This window comes from Rugamonas rivuli, assembly GCF_009380165.1.
In the GTDB taxonomy this organism is placed as follows: domain Bacteria; phylum Pseudomonadota; class Gammaproteobacteria; order Burkholderiales; family Burkholderiaceae_D; genus Rugamonas; species Rugamonas rivuli.
The window spans coordinates 26,883-42,275 of sequence record NZ_WHUF01000011.1 but is presented as its reverse complement, the minus strand read 5'-3'; the positions used below and the strand labels follow the sequence as shown (position 1 = coordinate 42,275).

General features: G+C 60.8%; 13 protein-coding genes. 12 read left to right on the top strand and 1 reads right to left on the bottom strand.

Going from position 1 to position 15,393, the window contains the following annotated elements:
- The first annotated feature begins 6 nt into the window (after positions 1 to 6).
- Both GEV01_RS28465 and GEV01_RS28460 read left to right on the top strand, forming a co-directional pair.
- Positions 7 to 1,974, top strand: a complete 1,968-nt coding sequence (locus tag GEV01_RS28465; RefSeq protein WP_152809474.1) for a M10 family metallopeptidase C-terminal domain-containing protein — start codon at positions 7 to 9, stop codon at positions 1,972 to 1,974.
- Positions 1,975 to 2,032: 58 nt separating this feature from the next.
- Positions 2,033 to 2,848, top strand: coding sequence for an endonuclease/exonuclease/phosphatase family protein (locus GEV01_RS28460; RefSeq protein WP_152809472.1), 816 nt, complete (start codon positions 2,033 to 2,035; stop codon positions 2,846 to 2,848).
- Between the two features lies 1 nt (position 2,849).
- Here GEV01_RS28460 and GEV01_RS28455 read toward each other — a convergent pair whose 3' ends face one another.
- Complete coding sequence (locus tag GEV01_RS28455; RefSeq protein WP_152809469.1) at positions 2,850 to 3,659, bottom strand: substrate-binding periplasmic protein; 810 nt, start codon at positions 3,657 to 3,659, stop codon at positions 2,850 to 2,852.
- Positions 3,660 to 3,762: 103 nt separating this feature from the next.
- On the opposite strand from GEV01_RS28455, the gene clsB reads away from it, so the two are divergent.
- The 10 genes from clsB to GEV01_RS28405 all read left to right on the top strand — a co-directional run bounded on the left by clsB (position 3,763) and on the right by GEV01_RS28405 (position 15,112).
- Entirely contained in the window at positions 3,763 to 4,926 is a 1,164-nt protein-coding gene (clsB, locus tag GEV01_RS28450; protein ID WP_152809467.1) for a cardiolipin synthase ClsB, read from the top strand.
- Positions 4,923 to 5,294, top strand: coding sequence for an RNA-binding S4 domain-containing protein (locus GEV01_RS28445; protein ID WP_008444559.1), 372 nt, complete (start codon positions 4,923 to 4,925; stop codon positions 5,292 to 5,294). The genes clsB and GEV01_RS28445 overlap by 4 nt, the downstream gene beginning before the upstream one ends.
- Before the next feature lie 205 nt (positions 5,295 to 5,499).
- On the top strand, positions 5,500 to 6,120 hold the full coding sequence (locus tag GEV01_RS28440) for a TetR/AcrR family transcriptional regulator (RefSeq protein ID WP_152809465.1): 621 nt from the start codon (positions 5,500 to 5,502) through the stop codon (positions 6,118 to 6,120).
- 52 nt (positions 6,121 to 6,172) lie between these two features.
- Entirely contained in the window at positions 6,173 to 7,963 is a 1,791-nt protein-coding gene (locus GEV01_RS28435) for an acyl-CoA dehydrogenase C-terminal domain-containing protein (RefSeq protein ID WP_152809463.1), read from the top strand.
- A gap of 18 nt (positions 7,964 to 7,981) precedes the next feature.
- Complete coding sequence (locus GEV01_RS28430) at positions 7,982 to 10,381, top strand: 3-hydroxyacyl-CoA dehydrogenase/enoyl-CoA hydratase family protein (protein WP_152809461.1); 2,400 nt, start codon at positions 7,982 to 7,984, stop codon at positions 10,379 to 10,381.
- Between the two features lie 57 nt (positions 10,382 to 10,438).
- On the top strand, positions 10,439 to 10,891 hold the full coding sequence (locus tag GEV01_RS28425) for a PaaI family thioesterase (protein ID WP_152809459.1): 453 nt from the start codon (positions 10,439 to 10,441) through the stop codon (positions 10,889 to 10,891).
- A 40-nt stretch (positions 10,892 to 10,931) separates the two neighbouring features.
- Positions 10,932 to 12,128 carry an acetyl-CoA C-acyltransferase gene (locus GEV01_RS28420; protein ID WP_008444564.1) on the top strand — a complete coding sequence of 399 codons (1,197 nt, stop codon included), beginning with the start codon at positions 10,932 to 10,934 and terminating at the stop codon, positions 12,126 to 12,128.
- A gap of 70 nt (positions 12,129 to 12,198) precedes the next feature.
- Entirely contained in the window at positions 12,199 to 12,978 is a 780-nt protein-coding gene (locus tag GEV01_RS28415) for an enoyl-CoA hydratase (RefSeq protein WP_152809457.1), read from the top strand.
- A gap of 743 nt (positions 12,979 to 13,721) precedes the next feature.
- Positions 13,722 to 14,519: a TIGR04255 family protein gene (locus GEV01_RS28410; RefSeq protein WP_152809455.1), complete on the top strand. Its 798-nt coding sequence runs from the start codon at positions 13,722 to 13,724 to the stop codon at positions 14,517 to 14,519.
- The gene (locus tag GEV01_RS28405; RefSeq protein ID WP_152809454.1) at positions 14,501 to 15,112 is read left to right on the top strand and encodes a hypothetical protein; all 612 of its coding nucleotides are present in this window, start codon (positions 14,501 to 14,503) and stop codon (positions 15,110 to 15,112) included. Before GEV01_RS28410 ends, GEV01_RS28405 begins: the two co-directional genes overlap by 19 nt.
- The last annotated feature ends 281 nt before the right edge of the window (positions 15,113 to 15,393 follow it).

Sequence of the window (15,393 nt, the reverse complement as noted above, 5' to 3'; positions counted from 1 at the left end):
ACCGCTATGAGCACCCCCACCACGTCCAGCCCTACCACTTCGGTGAAAAATTCCGGCACCCTGACCATAGACGCCCTGCTGGGCGGCGTCAAGTGGGGCGGTGCGGTCGGCAGCGGCGTCACCATCACCTACAGCTTCCCGTTCGCCAACAACAGTTCGGCGGTGTTCAGCGGCCCCAAGGGCGGCAGCTACTCCGACCTGGACGAGCCGCACGCCAGCCAGCACTACGGCTTCGATGCGACCCAGCAGACCGCGGCGCAGACCGCCCTGCAGGCCTGGGCCAACGTCGCCAACATCAAGCCGCTGCAGATGGCCGACAGCCTCGTCTCGGTCGGCGACATCCGCTTTGCCTGGACCTCGGCCACGCAGGACGCCAGCGGCGGCGGCGGCGCCTGGGGCTGGGCCAACTACCCGAACAGCACCTATCCGTCCGGCGGCGACGTCTGGATCAGCACCGACGCGGACGGCGCGCTGAGCAACAGCGACTGGTCGGTGGGTTCGTACAACTACATGTCCCTGGTCCACGAGCTGGGCCACGCGCTGGGCTTGAAGCATCCGTTCGAAGACTTGCCGATCGACCTGCCGCGCTCCAACCGCCAGTACTCGCTGATGGCCTACGACGACGCGCCCAACAGCAAGTTCGTCGACGTCACCGAGACCGCCGGCTCGGCCTCGTGGAAGTCCTACTCCGTGGTGCCGAACGGGCCGATGCTCGACGATATCGCGGCGATGCAATACCTGTACGGCGCCAACACCAGCTACCATACCGGCAACGACGTCTACACCTTCGATCCGGCCACGCCGTTCCTGAGCACCATCTGGGACGCGGGCGGCAACGACACCATTTCGATCTCCAACTTCAGCAACGGTTCGCTGATCGATCTGCAGCAGGGCCATTACTCGTCGATCCACATTCCATCCGACAGCGGCGCCGGCATCAACTGGCAGACGCCGCCGCCGACGATAGGCATCTACGACGGCACCAACAACCTGGCGATCGCCTACGGCGCGGTGATTGAAAACGCCACCGGCGGCAGCGGCGACGATACGCTGATCGGCAACAGCAGCGCCAACCGCCTGCAGGGCAACGGCGGCCACAACATCATCGACGGCGGCACCGGCATCGACACCGCCGTCTACACCGGCAACTTCAGCAGCTACACGGTGACGGCCGGCGGCAGCGGCTACACGGTGGCGTCGCGCACCGACGCCAGCCAGAGCGACAGCCTGAGCAACATCGAGCGCCTGGCCTTCGCCGACGGCACCATGTCGCTGAACCTGGCCAGCGTCGACAACGATCCGGTCCAGGCCCAGTATGTGGCGCTGGCGCAGAAATTCTACGTGGCCTACTTTGGCCGTCCGGCCGACGCCGCCGGCCTGGGCGCCATGGCCAGCCAGCTCAAGGCGGCCCAGGCGCCGACCAGCACGCTGGCCTTCGTCAACGCCTACTACACCAACCCCACCATCAAGACGCTGGTCGACAGCTTCGGCAACAGCATCGAATCGGCCGCGCTGTACCACGGCACCAACCGCGATTTCGTCGCCGCGATCTATGCCCACCTGCTGGGCCGCACGCCGGACCTGGACGGCTGGGCCTACTGGTCCACCGCGCTCGACAACGGCCTGTCGCACGGCGTGGCGGCGCTCAACATCATGGCCGGCGCGGAAGGCAATACCACGCCGCAGGGCTTGCTGGACGGCGCGCTGGTCAACAACCGCCTGGTGATCGCCGCCAACTTCACGGCGCTGCTGGACACCAAGATCGAGCAGGACAGCTACGCCGGCAATGCGGCCGCGGCCACCGCGCGCACCTTGCTCGACAACGTCAACCAGAGCACCAGCATCATCGGCTACGAAGCCACGGTGCTCCAGACGGTGGCCTCGATGTCGGGCAGCGCCCCGACCGGCGCCGGCCCGCAGGAAGTGGTGCTGGTCGGCAGCGGTACTGCCGAGCACGCCTTGATCTGGGCCTGACCATCCCTATGTGTGGCGGCGCACGCCGCAATCCCGGACTCAGGGTTAGAATAGACCCATGAGAATCCGCGTCGCCACCTACAACATCCACAAGGGCGTGTCCGCCATCCGCAGCGAGCCGCGGGTGCTGGCGCTGAAGCAGGCGATCGGCCTGTTCGACGCCGATGTGGTTTTTCTGCAAGAGGTGCAGGGCAAGCACGATTTGAAGGCGGCCAAGTACGGCGCCGAGCACCTGGGCCACAAGCATTGGCCCGCTGCGGCGCAGCATGAATATTTTGCCGGCGAATCGCGCCACGCCCATGCCGCCTACGGCATGAATGCGATCTACGACCACGGCCACCACGGCAACGCGCTGCTGAGCGCCTTCCCGATCGCCAACCAGGCCAACCACGACGTCTCCGACCACGCCTACGAACAGCGCGGCATCCTGCACTGCGTGCTGGAGACGCCGCGCGGCACCGTGCACTGCTATGTGGTGCACCTGGGCCTGTTCGAGGCGGGGCGCCGCCGCCAGACCCAGGCGCTGATCTCGGCGGTGCGGGCGTCCGCGCCCAACGGCGAGCCGGTCATCATCGCCGGCGACTTCAACGACTGGCGCAACACCCTCAGCGGCGAACTGCGCAACGCGCTCGGCGTGGTCGAGGCCTTCGACCAGATCGGTTCCAACTCGGCGCTGGACGAGATCGTGCGCACGCTGCGCCGCAAGTCCGGCGCCAATCCGGCCCGCACCTTCCCGGCCGCCTTGCCGTTCTTCCGGCTGGACCGCATCTATGTGCGCGGCTTCAAGGTCGAGGCGGCGGAGGTCATGCACGGCAACCTGTGGGCCAAGCTGTCCGACCACGCGCCCATCGTCGCCAGCCTGGCGCTGGCCTGAGCTACTTGCGGCTCAGCGTTGCGCTGTCGAGCTTGACGTCGAGGTGTTGCAGGCTGGCGTTGAGCATGGCGATATTGGTCTGGCTGGCCACCAGCTCCTTGAGCCGGGTTTCAAACGCATCGAGATATTTGACGCAGGGGCTGCTTTTGGCGAAGGCGTAGTAGTTCTTGTCTTCCGTCAGGAAGGGGCGCATCGCCATGAACTGCGCGCCGAGGCCGCGGCGTGCCAGCCACGCCTCGCCGGTGAACAGGCCGCTGACGAAATAGTCGATGCGGCCCAGGCCCAGCTTGCGGAAATTGGTGTCGGCGGTGCCGGATTCCTCCAGCCGCAAATGGCTGGCGGCGAACTGCGAGAACTGCTGGCCGAAGGTATTGCCCAGTGCGATGCCGCCCTTGTGGCTGGCCAGGTCTTGCCAGTTGTTGAAGATGAAGGCGCGCTGGCGCTGCACAAACACCGCCACCGGATTGGGAAACGCCGGCGTGCGCACAAAATCCAGATAGCGTTCGCGCTCGGGCTGGATCTTCAAGGTCGCCACCAGATCGACCTGGCCGGCGGCGGCATACGCCAGCACGCGTTTCCACGGGCCGACGTAGCGCACTTCGTAGGGGATCTGCAGATCGGCCAGGATGCGCGCGGCCAGTTCGACGCTGGGGCCGCGCAACTGCTTGCCGTCGTACCAGTGCAGCGGCGGATAGTCGGGATCGGCGGACACCACCACCTTGGGGCAGGCGGCCGGAGGCTCGGCCGCCGCCACCCCGCAAGCGGCCGCCAGCAGCATCCATGGACTACGGGTCAGCCATCGTGCTCCCATGCATAGCGCTCCGAGCGTTGCCTCTCACAAGAGGGTTGCAATTTATTATAGACTTGTTTCCACGGGAGCGCCTTCCCATGCCACTCGGGGTTAGAATCCAGCTATGCGTACAGTAAATTTTCTCGCCGATAACGAAGTCACCCTGCTGCACACCGGCACCGACTTCTTTCCGGCGCTGATCGCCGCCATCGACGCGGCGCGGTACGAGGTGTATTTCGAGACCTATATCTTCGCCGCCGACGACACCGGCCGGCGGGTGCTGGCGGCGCTCAAGGGCGCGGCCCGGCGCGGCGTGCAGGTGCGCATGATCACCGACTGGTGGGGCACCGGGCGCCGGCAAATCAACGCCATGCATGCGGACCTGGTGGCCGCCGGCGTCGAGCACCGCGTGTTCAATCCCTGGTTCAGGCGCGGCGTCACGCGCACCCACCGCAAGATCTGCGTGACCGACCGCGAGCTGGCCTTTGTCGGCGGCATCAACATCAACGACGACATGTTCTGCGACTACGACCACAGCCGTCAGCTGGCGGCGCCGCGCTGGGATTTCGCGGTGCAGGTGCGCGGCCCGCTGGTGGCGTCCATCCAGCTGGAGGCGCTGACCCAGTGGCGCCGGCTGGGCAAGCTGGGCATCATCAAGCGCATCGGCCTGTTCCGCGACATGCGCAAGGTGAACAAGATCGCCCGCGAGAACATGGTGCAGGCCGGCTTCGTGGTGCGCGACAACCTGCGCAACCGCAGGACCATACAGCGCGCCTATATGCATGCGCTGGGCCGCGCCCGCAAGAGCGTGCTGCTGGCCAATCCGTATTTCGCGCCGGGCGCCAGATTCCGCCACGCGCTGGCCGCCGCCGCCGAGCGCGGCGTCGAGGTGACGCTGCTGATCGGCGTCGGCGAAATCTGGCTGCAGGACGCGGTTGCGCATTCCTTCTACCCGAAGCTGCTTGCGGCCGGCGTCAAAGTGGTGGAATATCACAAGACCCAGTTGCACGCCAAGGTGGCGGTGATCGACGACGACTGGGCGACCGTGGGCTCCAGCAATGTGGACGGCTTGAGCCTGTTTTTGAACCAGGAAGCGAATGTGGTGATCAAGGATGCGGCCTTCGCGCAAAGCTTGCGCCAGCATATCGAGGCCGCCATCGCCGACGGCGTGGTGGTCGACTACGCCGACTTCGCGCACGTCGGCCGCTTCCGCCGCATCGGCTACGAAATCGCGTTCTTCGCGTACAAGATGGCGATGCGGGTTTTCGCAGTGGGGAAATACGCTTGAGCGAAAGTGTCAGACTGGATAAATGGCTGTGGGCCGCGCGCTTCTTCAAGACCCGTTCGCTGGCCACCGAGGCGGTCGATAACGGCAAGGTCAAGCTGGGCGGCGACAAGGTCAAGCCGGCGCGCGCGGTGCGCATCGGCGACACGCTGGACATCGACAACGGCTCCGACCGCTGGGAGGTCGACGTGATGAATTTGTCCGACGTGCGGGCCGCCGCGCCCATCGCCCGCAACCTCTACGAAGAGACCGACGCCAGCGTCGAGCGCCGCGCCACCGTGGCCGAACAACGCAAGATGTTCCGCGAACCGAGCGCGGATTTCAAAGGGCGGCCGACCAAGCGCGACCGCCGTCTGTTGGGCAAGCTGTAAGCAAGTTGCCGCCCCGTATTGCTGCGACGCAGCAATAGAACGCCACCTCTAACGGTACTGTTTGACTTTTACCCCTCAGTGGATAATAGTACGAGCGTTCGCAATTCTTTTCACACGGAGTAAATTTAACTGGAGCAGAATGCTCTTTTCTCCATGATTAAATTTTACTTTGGGACGCAATCTTATTAATACCTCAACTAAATTTATGCGCAAAGGTGAACTCACCCGTGCCGCAATCCTCGACGTGGCGCTGGACCTGGCCAGCCGGGATGGTCTGGAAGGCCTGACCATCGGATTGCTCGCGGATAAGATGAACATGAGCAAATCCGGCGTGTTTGCGCACTTCGGATCGCGCGAAGATTTGCAGTTGGAAGTACTCAAGCTGTACCACCATCGTTTCGAGCAGGAAGTGTTTTTCCCTAGCGTCAAAGAGCCGCGCGGCATCCAGCGGCTCAAGTCGATGTTCGCGCGCTGGGTCAAGCGGGTCAGTGTGGAAGTGGCCTCGGGCTGCATCTACATCAGCGGCGCGGTCGAGTATGACGACCGTCCGGGTCCGATCCGCGAAGAGCTGATGGCCATGGTTGGCGCCTGGCAGGGCGCGCTGTTGCGCTGCGTGAAGCAGTGCATCGAGTCCGGCGACCTGAAGGCAGATACCGACCCGCAGCAACTGGTGTACGAGATGTACGGCCTGATCCTGGCACTGCACCACGATGCGCGCTTCCTGCGCATTCCGGGCAGCCTGGGCCGGGCAGGCATCGGCTTCGAGCGCTTGATCGAAACCTATCGCAATCCGCAAACGCCGTCCGCGGTGGTGGCGCAGCAATAAAGAATTACACATACCATTTCGTAGTCACTACAAAAGTCATCAGGAGAAAATCATGGGTCAATACGTCGCGCCAATCCGGGATATGCAATTCGTTCTGCACGAGTTCCTGAAAGTGGAAGAGGAACTGAAATCGCTGCCGGATTATTCCGAAGTCGATGCCGACATCATCAACCAGGTGCTGGAAGAAGGCGGCAAGTTCACCGCTGAAGTGCTGTTCCCGCTGAACCACTCGGGCGACCGCGAAGGCTGCAAGCACGACGCGACCAACCACACCGTGACCACTCCAAAAGGCTTCAAGGAAGCGTACAAGCAGTACGTTGACGGCGGCTGGGCTGCGCTGGCCTGCGATCCGCAATTCGGCGGCCAGGGCCTGCCGGTCGTGCTGAACAACTCGTTCTACGAAATGCTGAACTCGGCCAACCAGGCCTGGACCATGTACCCTGGCCTGTCGCACGGCGCCTACGAGTGCCTGAAAGAACACGGCACCGACCACCAGAAGGAAGTCTACCTGCCGAAACTGGTTTCCGGCGAGTGGACCGGCACGATGTGCCTGACCGAACCGCACTGCGGCACCGACCTGGGCATGCTGCGCTCGAAAGCGCTGCCACAGGAAGACGGCTCGTGGCTGATCACCGGCAACAAGATCTTCATCTCGGCCGGCGAACACGACATGGCCGAAAACATCCTGCACCTGGTGCTGGCCCGCGTGCCGGACGCACCGGAAGGCTCGAAAGGCATTTCGCTGTTCCTGGTGCCTAAGTTCCTGCCGAAGGCGGACGGCTCGGTCGGCGAACGCAACCCGATCACCTGCGGCGCCATCGAAGAAAAAATGGGCATCCACGGCAACTCGACCTGCCAGATGAATCTGGACGGTGCCCGTGGCTGGATCATCGGCCAGCCGAACAAAGGCTTGAACGCCATGTTCGTGTTCATGAACGCAGCCCGCCTGGGCGTGGGCATGCAGTCGCTGGGCCTGACCGAGATCGCTTACCAGAACGCGCTGATCTACGCCAAGGACCGCATCCAGATGCGCTCGCTGTCGGGCGTGAAGAATCCGGAAATGCCGGCCGACCCGATCATCGTTCACCCGGACGTGCGCCGCATGCTGTTGACCGGCAAGGCCTACGCCGAAGGCGCACGCGCCTTTACGTCGTACGTGGCGCTGCAGATCGACCGCGAACTGCACCACCCTGACGAAGAAGTGCGCAAGGAAGCCGCCGACGAAGTCGCGCTGCTGACCCCTATCGTCAAGGCCTTCATCACCGACAACGCCTGGATCGCCACTTCGGAAGCGATGCAAGTGTTCGGCGGCCACGGCTACATCTCCGAGTGGGGCATGGAGCAGTACGTGCGCGACGCCCGCATCAACCTGATCTACGAAGGCACCAACACCATCCAGTCGCTGGACCTGCTGGGCCGTAAGATCCTGGGCGACAACGGCGCCAAGCTGCGCAAGTTCGGCGAGAAGATCAAAGCCTTCGTGGAAGACAACGGCACCGACGAAGCGATGAGCGAATTCGTCACCCCGCTGGGCGACCTGGGCGACAAAGTCACCAAGCTGACGATGGAAATCGGCATGAAAGCCTTCCAGAACCCGGACGAAGTCGGCGCGGCATGCGTACCTTACCTGCGCGTGGTCGGCCACATGGTGTACAGCTACTTCTTCGCACAGATGGCGAAAATCGCCCTGGCCAAAGAAGACAGCGGCGACAATTTCTACAAAGCCAAGCTGGCCACGGCGCGCTTCTACTTCGCTCGCCTGCAGCCAGAAACTGCAACCTTGATTCGCCAGGCACGTTCGGGCTCCGCCAACCTGATGGCACTCGACGCCGACCTGTTCTAAGAACCTAGAGGAAACGACATGACCAATTTCATCGTTAAAAAAGTAGCCGTGCTGGGCGCCGGCGTGATGGGCGCGCAAATCGCCGCTCATTGCGTCAACGCCAAAGTGCCTGTGGTGCTGTTCGACCTGCCTGCCAAAGAAGGTCCGAAGAACGGCATCGTGCTGCGCGCCATCGAGAACCTGAAAAAACTGTCGCCTGCACCACTGGGCAACAAGGACCACGCCGCGCTGATCGAAGTCGCCAACTACGAAGACGACCTGGCCAAGCTGGCCGAGTGCGACCTGATCATCGAAGCCATCGCCGAGCGCATGGACTGGAAACACGACCTGTACAAGAAGGTCGCTCCGCACATCGCCGCCAACGCGATCTTCGCCTCGAACACCTCGGGCCTGTCGATCACCAAGCTGTCCGAAGGCTTCGACGCCGACCTGAAATCGCGCTACTGCGGCGTGCACTTCTTCAACCCGCCGCGCTATATGCACCTGGTCGAAATCATCCCGACCGAGTTCACCAAGCCGGAAATTTCCGACCAGCTGGAAGGCTTCCTGACCACCACCCTGGGCAAGGGCGTGGTTCGCGCCAAAGATACGCCTAACTTCATCGCCAACCGCGTCGGCGTGTTCGGCATCCTGGCGATCGTGCACGAAGCAGAGAAATTCGGCCTGTCCGTGGACGTGGTCGACGATCTGACCGGCGCCAAGCTGGGCCGCGCCAAGTCGGGCACCTTCCGCACTGCGGACGTGGTCGGCCTGGACACCATGGGTCATGTGATCAAGACCATGCAAGACTACCTCCCGAACGATCCGTTCGCCGCTGTCTACAAGACTCCAGCCGTGCTGGCGGGCCTGGTAGAAAAAGGCGCGCTGGGCCAAAAGTCCGGCGCGGGCTTCTACAAAAAAGTTGGCAAGGAAATCCAACGCCTGGACTTCGCCACCGGCGAATACGTGACCGGCGGCGGCAAGGCTGCCGACATCGTTGCCCGCATCTTGAAGGAAAAAGATCCGGTCAAGAAAATGAAGGCGCTGCGCGAATCGACCAACCCACAAGGCCAGTTCCTGTGGGCGATCTTCCGCGACGCTTTCCACTACATCGCGATCCACCTGGACACCGTGGCCGACAACGCGCGCGACATCGACTTCGCCATGCGCTGGGGCTTCGGCTGGAACGTCGGCCCGTTCGAAACGTGGCAAGCCGCAGGCTGGTCGCAAGTGGCCCAGTGGGTCAAGGAAGACATCGAAGCCGGCCACGCACTGTGCAACGCACCGCTGCCAGCCTGGGTATTCGAAGGTCCGGTCGCTGAAAAAGGCGGCGTCCACACCGCTGAAGGTTCGTGGTCCGCAGTCTCGAAATCGTTCGTGCCGCGCTCGTCGCTGGCCGTCTACGACCGTCAGGCATTCCGCGCACCGGTACTGGGTTCGGGCGCCATCGATGGCCGCACCGCCGGCACCACCGTGCACGAAGACGACGACGTCCGCCTGTGGCACTCGGGCGACGACGTCCTGGTGATCTCGCTGAAAACCAAGATGCACGTGATCAGCCCAGGCGTGATCGCCGGCTTCCGCAAAGCACTGGCCGAAGCCGAGAAGAACTTCAAGGGCCTGGTGATCTGGAGCGCGGACGCAGCCGACGGCGGCGCGTTCTCGGCCGGCGCCGACCTGCAATCGGCACTGCCTGCGTTCATGCAGGGCGGCGCGAAAGCGGTCGACCCTATCATCCGCGAACTGCAAGACACCTTCATGGCGATGAAATATTCGAACGTGCCGGTGGTGGCTGCTGTTGCTGGCCTGGCGCTGGGCGGCGGCTGCGAAATGGCGCTGCACGCTTCGAAGCGCGTGGCCTCGATCGAATCGTACATCGGCCTGGTGGAAGTGGGCGTCGGCCTGATCCCTGCGGGCGGCGGCTTGAAAGAAGCGGCAGTGCGCGCGTTCAAGGAAGCCAAGGGCAACGACATTCTGCAATTCCTGAAAACCGGTTTCACCAATGCCGCTACCGCCAACGTGTCGAAGTCGGCACTGGAAGCGCAGGCCATGGGTTACCTGAAGGAAGACGACGTGATCGTGTTCAACCCTTACGAACTGCTGCACGTCGCCAAGGTTGAAGCGCGCGCCATGTTCGACAAGGGCTATCGTCCACCGCTGAAGACTCCTGTGCAAGTGACCGGCCGCTACGGCTACGGCACCATCAAGGCACAGCTGGTCAACATGCGCGACGGCGGCTTCATCTCCGCGCACGATTTCAAGCTGGGCGAGATGATCGCCGAGATCGTGTCGGGCGGCGATATCGACCAGGGTTCGTTCGTGAACGAGCAGTGGTTCCTGGACATGGAGCGTAAAGCTTTCCTGGAACTGCTGAACCATCCGAAGACCCAGGAACGCATCATGGGCATGATGCAGACCGGTAAGCCTGTCCGCAACTAATCGGCCATGTCGATCCTGAAACTGGTTTTTAAAGTTCTACTGCGCGTGAGGCCTAGCATGGTGTATGACCGTATCAAGCAACAGATGATGGATACCTTGCCCTTCGTGCGCTTGCTGGGGATCAGGATCGACGAGATCGGCAGCGGCACTTCGAAAGTGTCGATGCCGGAAGACCCGAAGCTCAATAACCACCTGGGCACGCAGCACGCCGGGGCCTTGTTCACGCTGGCCGAAACGGCCTCCGGCGCGGCCATGGCTGGCGGCTTCGCGGAGCTGATCCTGGGCTTGCGCCCGGTCGCCAAGGAATCGCGCATCCAGTACCAGAAAGTAGCCAAGGGCGCCACGCGCGCCGAAGGCCGCGTCCCTGGCGATCTGGCCGCGCTGAAGGCCGAGCTGAAAGAGCAGGGCAAGGTGGCGTTCCCGGTGGAAGTCGACATCTTCGACTCCGCCGGCACGCTGGCCGCACAGGTTCAAGTGGATTGGTATTTATCCGAGAAGCGGGCTTCCTAGTTCCGCATAGTCTTCGATCAAAAATTTTCGAAAGAACAAAATGAGCAAACAAATTCAAGACGCATACATCGTCTCTGCCACCCGCACCCCGATCGGCAAGGCGCCGCGCGGCATGTTCAACAAAACCCGCCCGGACGACCTGCTGGTGCGCGTGCTGCAATCGGCCCTGGCGCAAGCGCCTGGCCTGGACCCGGCGCTGATCACCGACGCCATCATCGGCTGCTCGTTCCCGGAAGCGGAACAGGGCTTCAACATCGCCCGTCAATCGGTGCTGCTGGCCGGCCTGCCTAAGACCATCGGCGGCGTCACCATCAACCGCTACTGCGCGTCGGGCATCACCGCGCTGGCCATGGCTGCCGACCGCATCCGCGTTGGCGAAGCCGATGCGATGATCGCCGGCGGCGTCGAATCGATGTCGATGGTGCCGATGATGGGCCACCACCCATCGATGAACCTGAACATGTTCACCGACGAAAACGTCGGCATGGCATACGGCATGGGCCTGACCGCTGAAAAAGTGGCGACCCAATGGAAAATCTCGCGCGAAGCGCAGGACGCGTTCGCTGTTGAATCGCACCGCCGCGCCATCGCCGCGCAGCAGGCCGGTTTCTTCAAGGACGAGACCACCCCGGTCGAGATCATCACCCGCACGCCTGACCTGGCTTCCGGCGAAATCAAGATCAAGACCCGCACCGTCGATACCGACGAAGGCGCGCGCGCCGATTCGACCGTGGAATCGCTGTCCAAGCTGAAGCCGGTGTTTGCGGCCAAGGGTTCGGTCACTGCTGCCAACTCGTCGCAGATGTCCGACGGCGCTGGCGCGCTGCTGGTCGTGTCGGAGAAATTCCTGCGCGAGCACAACCTGACCCCGCTGGCCAAGTTCTCGTCGTTCGCCGTTAAAGGCGTGCCACCGGAAATCATGGGCATCGGTCCTAAGTTCGCGATTCCTGATGCGTGCAAAGCTGCCGGCATCACCCAGGATCAACTGGACTGGATCGAGCTGAACGAAGCGTTCGCGGCACAGGCACTGGCCGTGATCGGCGATCTGGGTCTGGATCCAGCCAAGGTCAACCCAATGGGCGGCGCGATCGCCCTGGGCCACCCGCTGGGCGCGACCGGCGCGATCCGCGCTGCGACCGTGGTGCACGCACTGCGCCGCAACAACCTGAAATACGGCATGGTGACGATGTGCGTCGGTGCAGGCATGGGCGCTGCTGGTATCATCGAACGCGTGTAAGCTAAGCACGGAATCATAAAGAAGGGCGCTGCGGTTCAACCACGGCGCCCTTTAATCATTTGGAGATCACATGGATATTTTGAGCAGCAAGACCAACGGCGTGCTGACGCTGGAATTCAACCGCCCTGAGCGCAAGAACGCGATCACCTCGGCGATGTACCAGAGCATGGCCGACGCCATCAACGAAGCGGAGCAGGACGCCGCCGTGCGCGCCATCCTGATCGTCGGCAAGCCGGAGATCTTCACCGCCGGTAACGACCTGGAAGACTTCATGAAGACCGCGCGTCCTGCCGACGGCTCGGGCATCGAAGAGCGTTCGGTGTACAAGTTCATGATGGCGCTGAGCGGTTCGACCAAGCCGGTGGTGGCTGCCGTGGCTGGTGCTGCGGTAGGCATCGGCACCACGCTGCTGATGCATTGCGACCTGGTCTACGCGGCCGACAACGCCAAGTTCTCGATGCCGTTCGTGCAGCTGGGCCTGTGCCCCGAGTTCGCATCGAGCCTGCTGCTGACGCAGATCGCCGGCTACCCGCGTGCGGCCGAGAAGCTGATGCTGGGCGAAGCCTTCCTGGCGCAGGAAGCGTTGGAGATGGGTCTGGTATCGAAGATCGTGCCGGTGGCCGAACTGCGCGCGTTTGCCGAGGGCCAGGCCGCCAAGCTGGTCGCCTTGCCGGCCAGCTCGATCCGCGCCACCAAGCAGCTGATGAAGGCCGCCCGCAAAGGCCCGGTGACGGAAGCCATCGCCGCCGAAAACACCTTCTTCGGCGCCATGCTGGCCGCCCCGGAAGCCAAGGAAGCCTTCACCGCCTTCTTCGAAAAGCGCAAGCCGGATTTCAGCAAGTTTAACTGAGATGATGTCTAAATCAGAAGGGTATGAGTCTTGCAAAAAATGCTGTTTTCTTGATTTTTAACGAGGCCACCGCACAGGATCTACATTTGTTACTTTCCTTTCTCAGTTAGACTAGCTTTGATGGAGTGCCAGTGAGAAGCGGATTTTCTGCACGAAAGTGAATGGACTCCGCTGTCATCATGAGCGCTATAGCTGAGGATAAGATTCTGCGAAAGCCGATTTGCCTAGAATTGCTCAAGCCTGTTTTCATGGAGGTGTCCGCATTGCAGGATTTTAGTGAGAATATTGGTATATCGTATAAACAGTATAAATCATTGGTTCGCGGTTTTTGAAATCTTGAAATCAATGTTGCAGCTACAATGTAAGGCTGGTATGGGGGGCTGAGTCAGATGCTAATAGCGCGCAAATCACGGGTGCAGTTTGGTATCTATAGGTGTACTCGGAGGGCTATTGCATGGCTACTGAACGTCGCTGAACTACCTTACTGCATGATTGTCTCTTCTCGAAGAGAATGTGTTGCAGAGGAATTGAGGAGTTGCGCGCCGTGTTACGCCACTTCGAGAGATGATTACGTAGATGTGTGTTCGCAAAACGGTGATGCACGGGTGTAAAAATATGTTTCCATTGGGAATTCTGCATGGTAGTATATTTTCAACATCCTTGTCGTGGTCAACAGTCAGCTGTTATTGCGTGTCTTGCGAGATACCCTAGCGGCGACCTAGATGATACTTTAGAGGACCTATATGCTAGAGCCGGTTAAGTGCGACAACCCTCCAGTTGTCGAAGTGGTGTGTGGCGTTATGTTCGCTAGCAGCGTAGTTCAGGCTGTCCATATAGGTGCTTTTTGGGATCGCATTCGTTCCGAATTTCCTACAGTTGAGGAGGCTCCTCCTCTATCAGCTATAGTGGAGGAACCTAGCCAGTCGGTTGCTGAGTTTGAGTCTTGGGCAACGCTTCCCCCAGCTCGCCGGGCTTGGCTACTCAATCGTGATGGTAGTAACCTCATTCAAATCCAAGCTGATCGTTTCCTGTTCAACTGGAAGCATACGCTTGGCACAAAAAATTATCCAAGCTATCAGGTGGTCATCACCGAGTTCGAGAGACGACTCCAGTCCTTTATGGATTTTATGCGTGATATAGGCGGCGTGAGCCTGATCTTCCGTCAGTTTGAAATGACATACGTAAATCATATAAACAAAGAATACGGATTGGATCAACAAGAGGAAACGTCCATTCTTGTCGATCACACTCGGCAGTCGAGAACACGATTTTTGCCCCAACCGGAGAATTTCAATTTTTCGAGCTCATACTTGTTGCCAGAAGGAGCAGGGCGCTTGCATGTTACTGCGCAGTCGATGAATTCGCCCTTAGATGATACTAGGCTCGTCCGTCTGGATATGACCGCCAGAGGGATGGCTTCGGACGCGAGTGACGAATCCCGTCGAAAGTGGTTTGACACCGCTCACCACTGGATCACGCATGGGTTTGTAGATATTACTTCTCCGACCGTGCAGCGCGAAATATGGAAGAGAACAACATGAGTTATTACCGATCCTCCGCGACATTTTTCGCTCCCCAGAGTATAGGTGAAAGCAATACATCCGGTTGGGACGTATCGCCTGCGGTATCTTTACCTTTGCCTGCTCCTGCTAAATCGGCGGCAGTGCCTACAACTAAGGATGTCCGAGTTAAACAAGTAATCCGAGGCGGTAATAATGTAAATACCGGTGCGCCACCTGTCTTTTTGGATGTTGCAGTACATCCTGGGGAATTCTTGTCCGCAGCAGTGGTAGAGCGGGAAAAGACACGAGACATGCTTATCACATCAATACGTCGTTTTGCCTCCGAAACCAGTGATGCTTACCGCCTTACCTCAGAAACTGCAGATGCTTCCGTAGCGCTAATTAAAGCGCTTCGCAATAGTATGCGACTACCTAAGATTGCTCCTGATGGGGAGGGTGGGTTGATGGCGGTGTGGGAGGGCGAGCATCCTGTCATCGCGCTGGTTGTAGATAATTGGAAGATGCATATGGTGACTGGCGCGGCAACGGATCAGGCTGAATATTTTGATGACTTGCCATTCGATGGCATTCGCCTGCCCAAGGAAATATTGGAATTCATTCCAAAATTCTGAAGGAACGCTTCCTTGGCTGATGCGCAACCTCTAGAAGTCGAGCATATACCTGACGCTGACAAGGTAGCGCGATTGATTGACCGGCCACATAAGTATGACGATGTGAAGCAGGTGCTTTGGGAGAATGCGTTTGCTTTCCCGGGAGGGAGTGGTGAGTCCGTCTGTTGGGAGAAATATGCGAAGTCGCCAGATGAGGTTCACGCGCTGGGACGCGAGTGGCAGACCCAAAAGAGGCCTACAAAGCCAGCTATGACTTATGTGGGTTATCTTGAAGGTACCGT

Bases quoted from the DNA above. Each gene is read 5' to 3' on its own strand.
- GEV01_RS28465 (WP_152809474.1), top strand. From the start codon at position 7: ATGAGCACCCCCACCACGTCCAGCCCTACCACTTCGGTGAAAAATTCC.
- GEV01_RS28460 (WP_152809472.1), top strand. From the start codon at position 2,033: ATGAGAATCCGCGTCGCCACCTACAACATCCACAAGGGCGTGTCCGCC.
- GEV01_RS28455 (WP_152809469.1), bottom strand. From the start codon at position 3,659: ATGGGAGCACGATGGCTGACCCGTAGTCCATGGATGCTGCTGGCGGCC.
- clsB (WP_152809467.1), top strand. From the start codon at position 3,763: ATGCGTACAGTAAATTTTCTCGCCGATAACGAAGTCACCCTGCTGCAC.
- GEV01_RS28440 (WP_152809465.1), top strand. From the start codon at position 5,500: ATGCGCAAAGGTGAACTCACCCGTGCCGCAATCCTCGACGTGGCGCTG.
- GEV01_RS28435 (WP_152809463.1), top strand. From the start codon at position 6,173: ATGGGTCAATACGTCGCGCCAATCCGGGATATGCAATTCGTTCTGCAC.
- GEV01_RS28430 (WP_152809461.1), top strand. From the start codon at position 7,982: ATGACCAATTTCATCGTTAAAAAAGTAGCCGTGCTGGGCGCCGGCGTG.
- GEV01_RS28425 (WP_152809459.1), top strand. From the start codon at position 10,439: ATGGTGTATGACCGTATCAAGCAACAGATGATGGATACCTTGCCCTTC.
- GEV01_RS28420 (WP_008444564.1), top strand. From the start codon at position 10,932: ATGAGCAAACAAATTCAAGACGCATACATCGTCTCTGCCACCCGCACC.
- GEV01_RS28415 (WP_152809457.1), top strand. From the start codon at position 12,199: ATGGATATTTTGAGCAGCAAGACCAACGGCGTGCTGACGCTGGAATTC.
- GEV01_RS28410 (WP_152809455.1), top strand. From the start codon at position 13,722: ATGCTAGAGCCGGTTAAGTGCGACAACCCTCCAGTTGTCGAAGTGGTG.
- GEV01_RS28405 (WP_152809454.1), top strand. From the start codon at position 14,501: ATGGAAGAGAACAACATGAGTTATTACCGATCCTCCGCGACATTTTTC.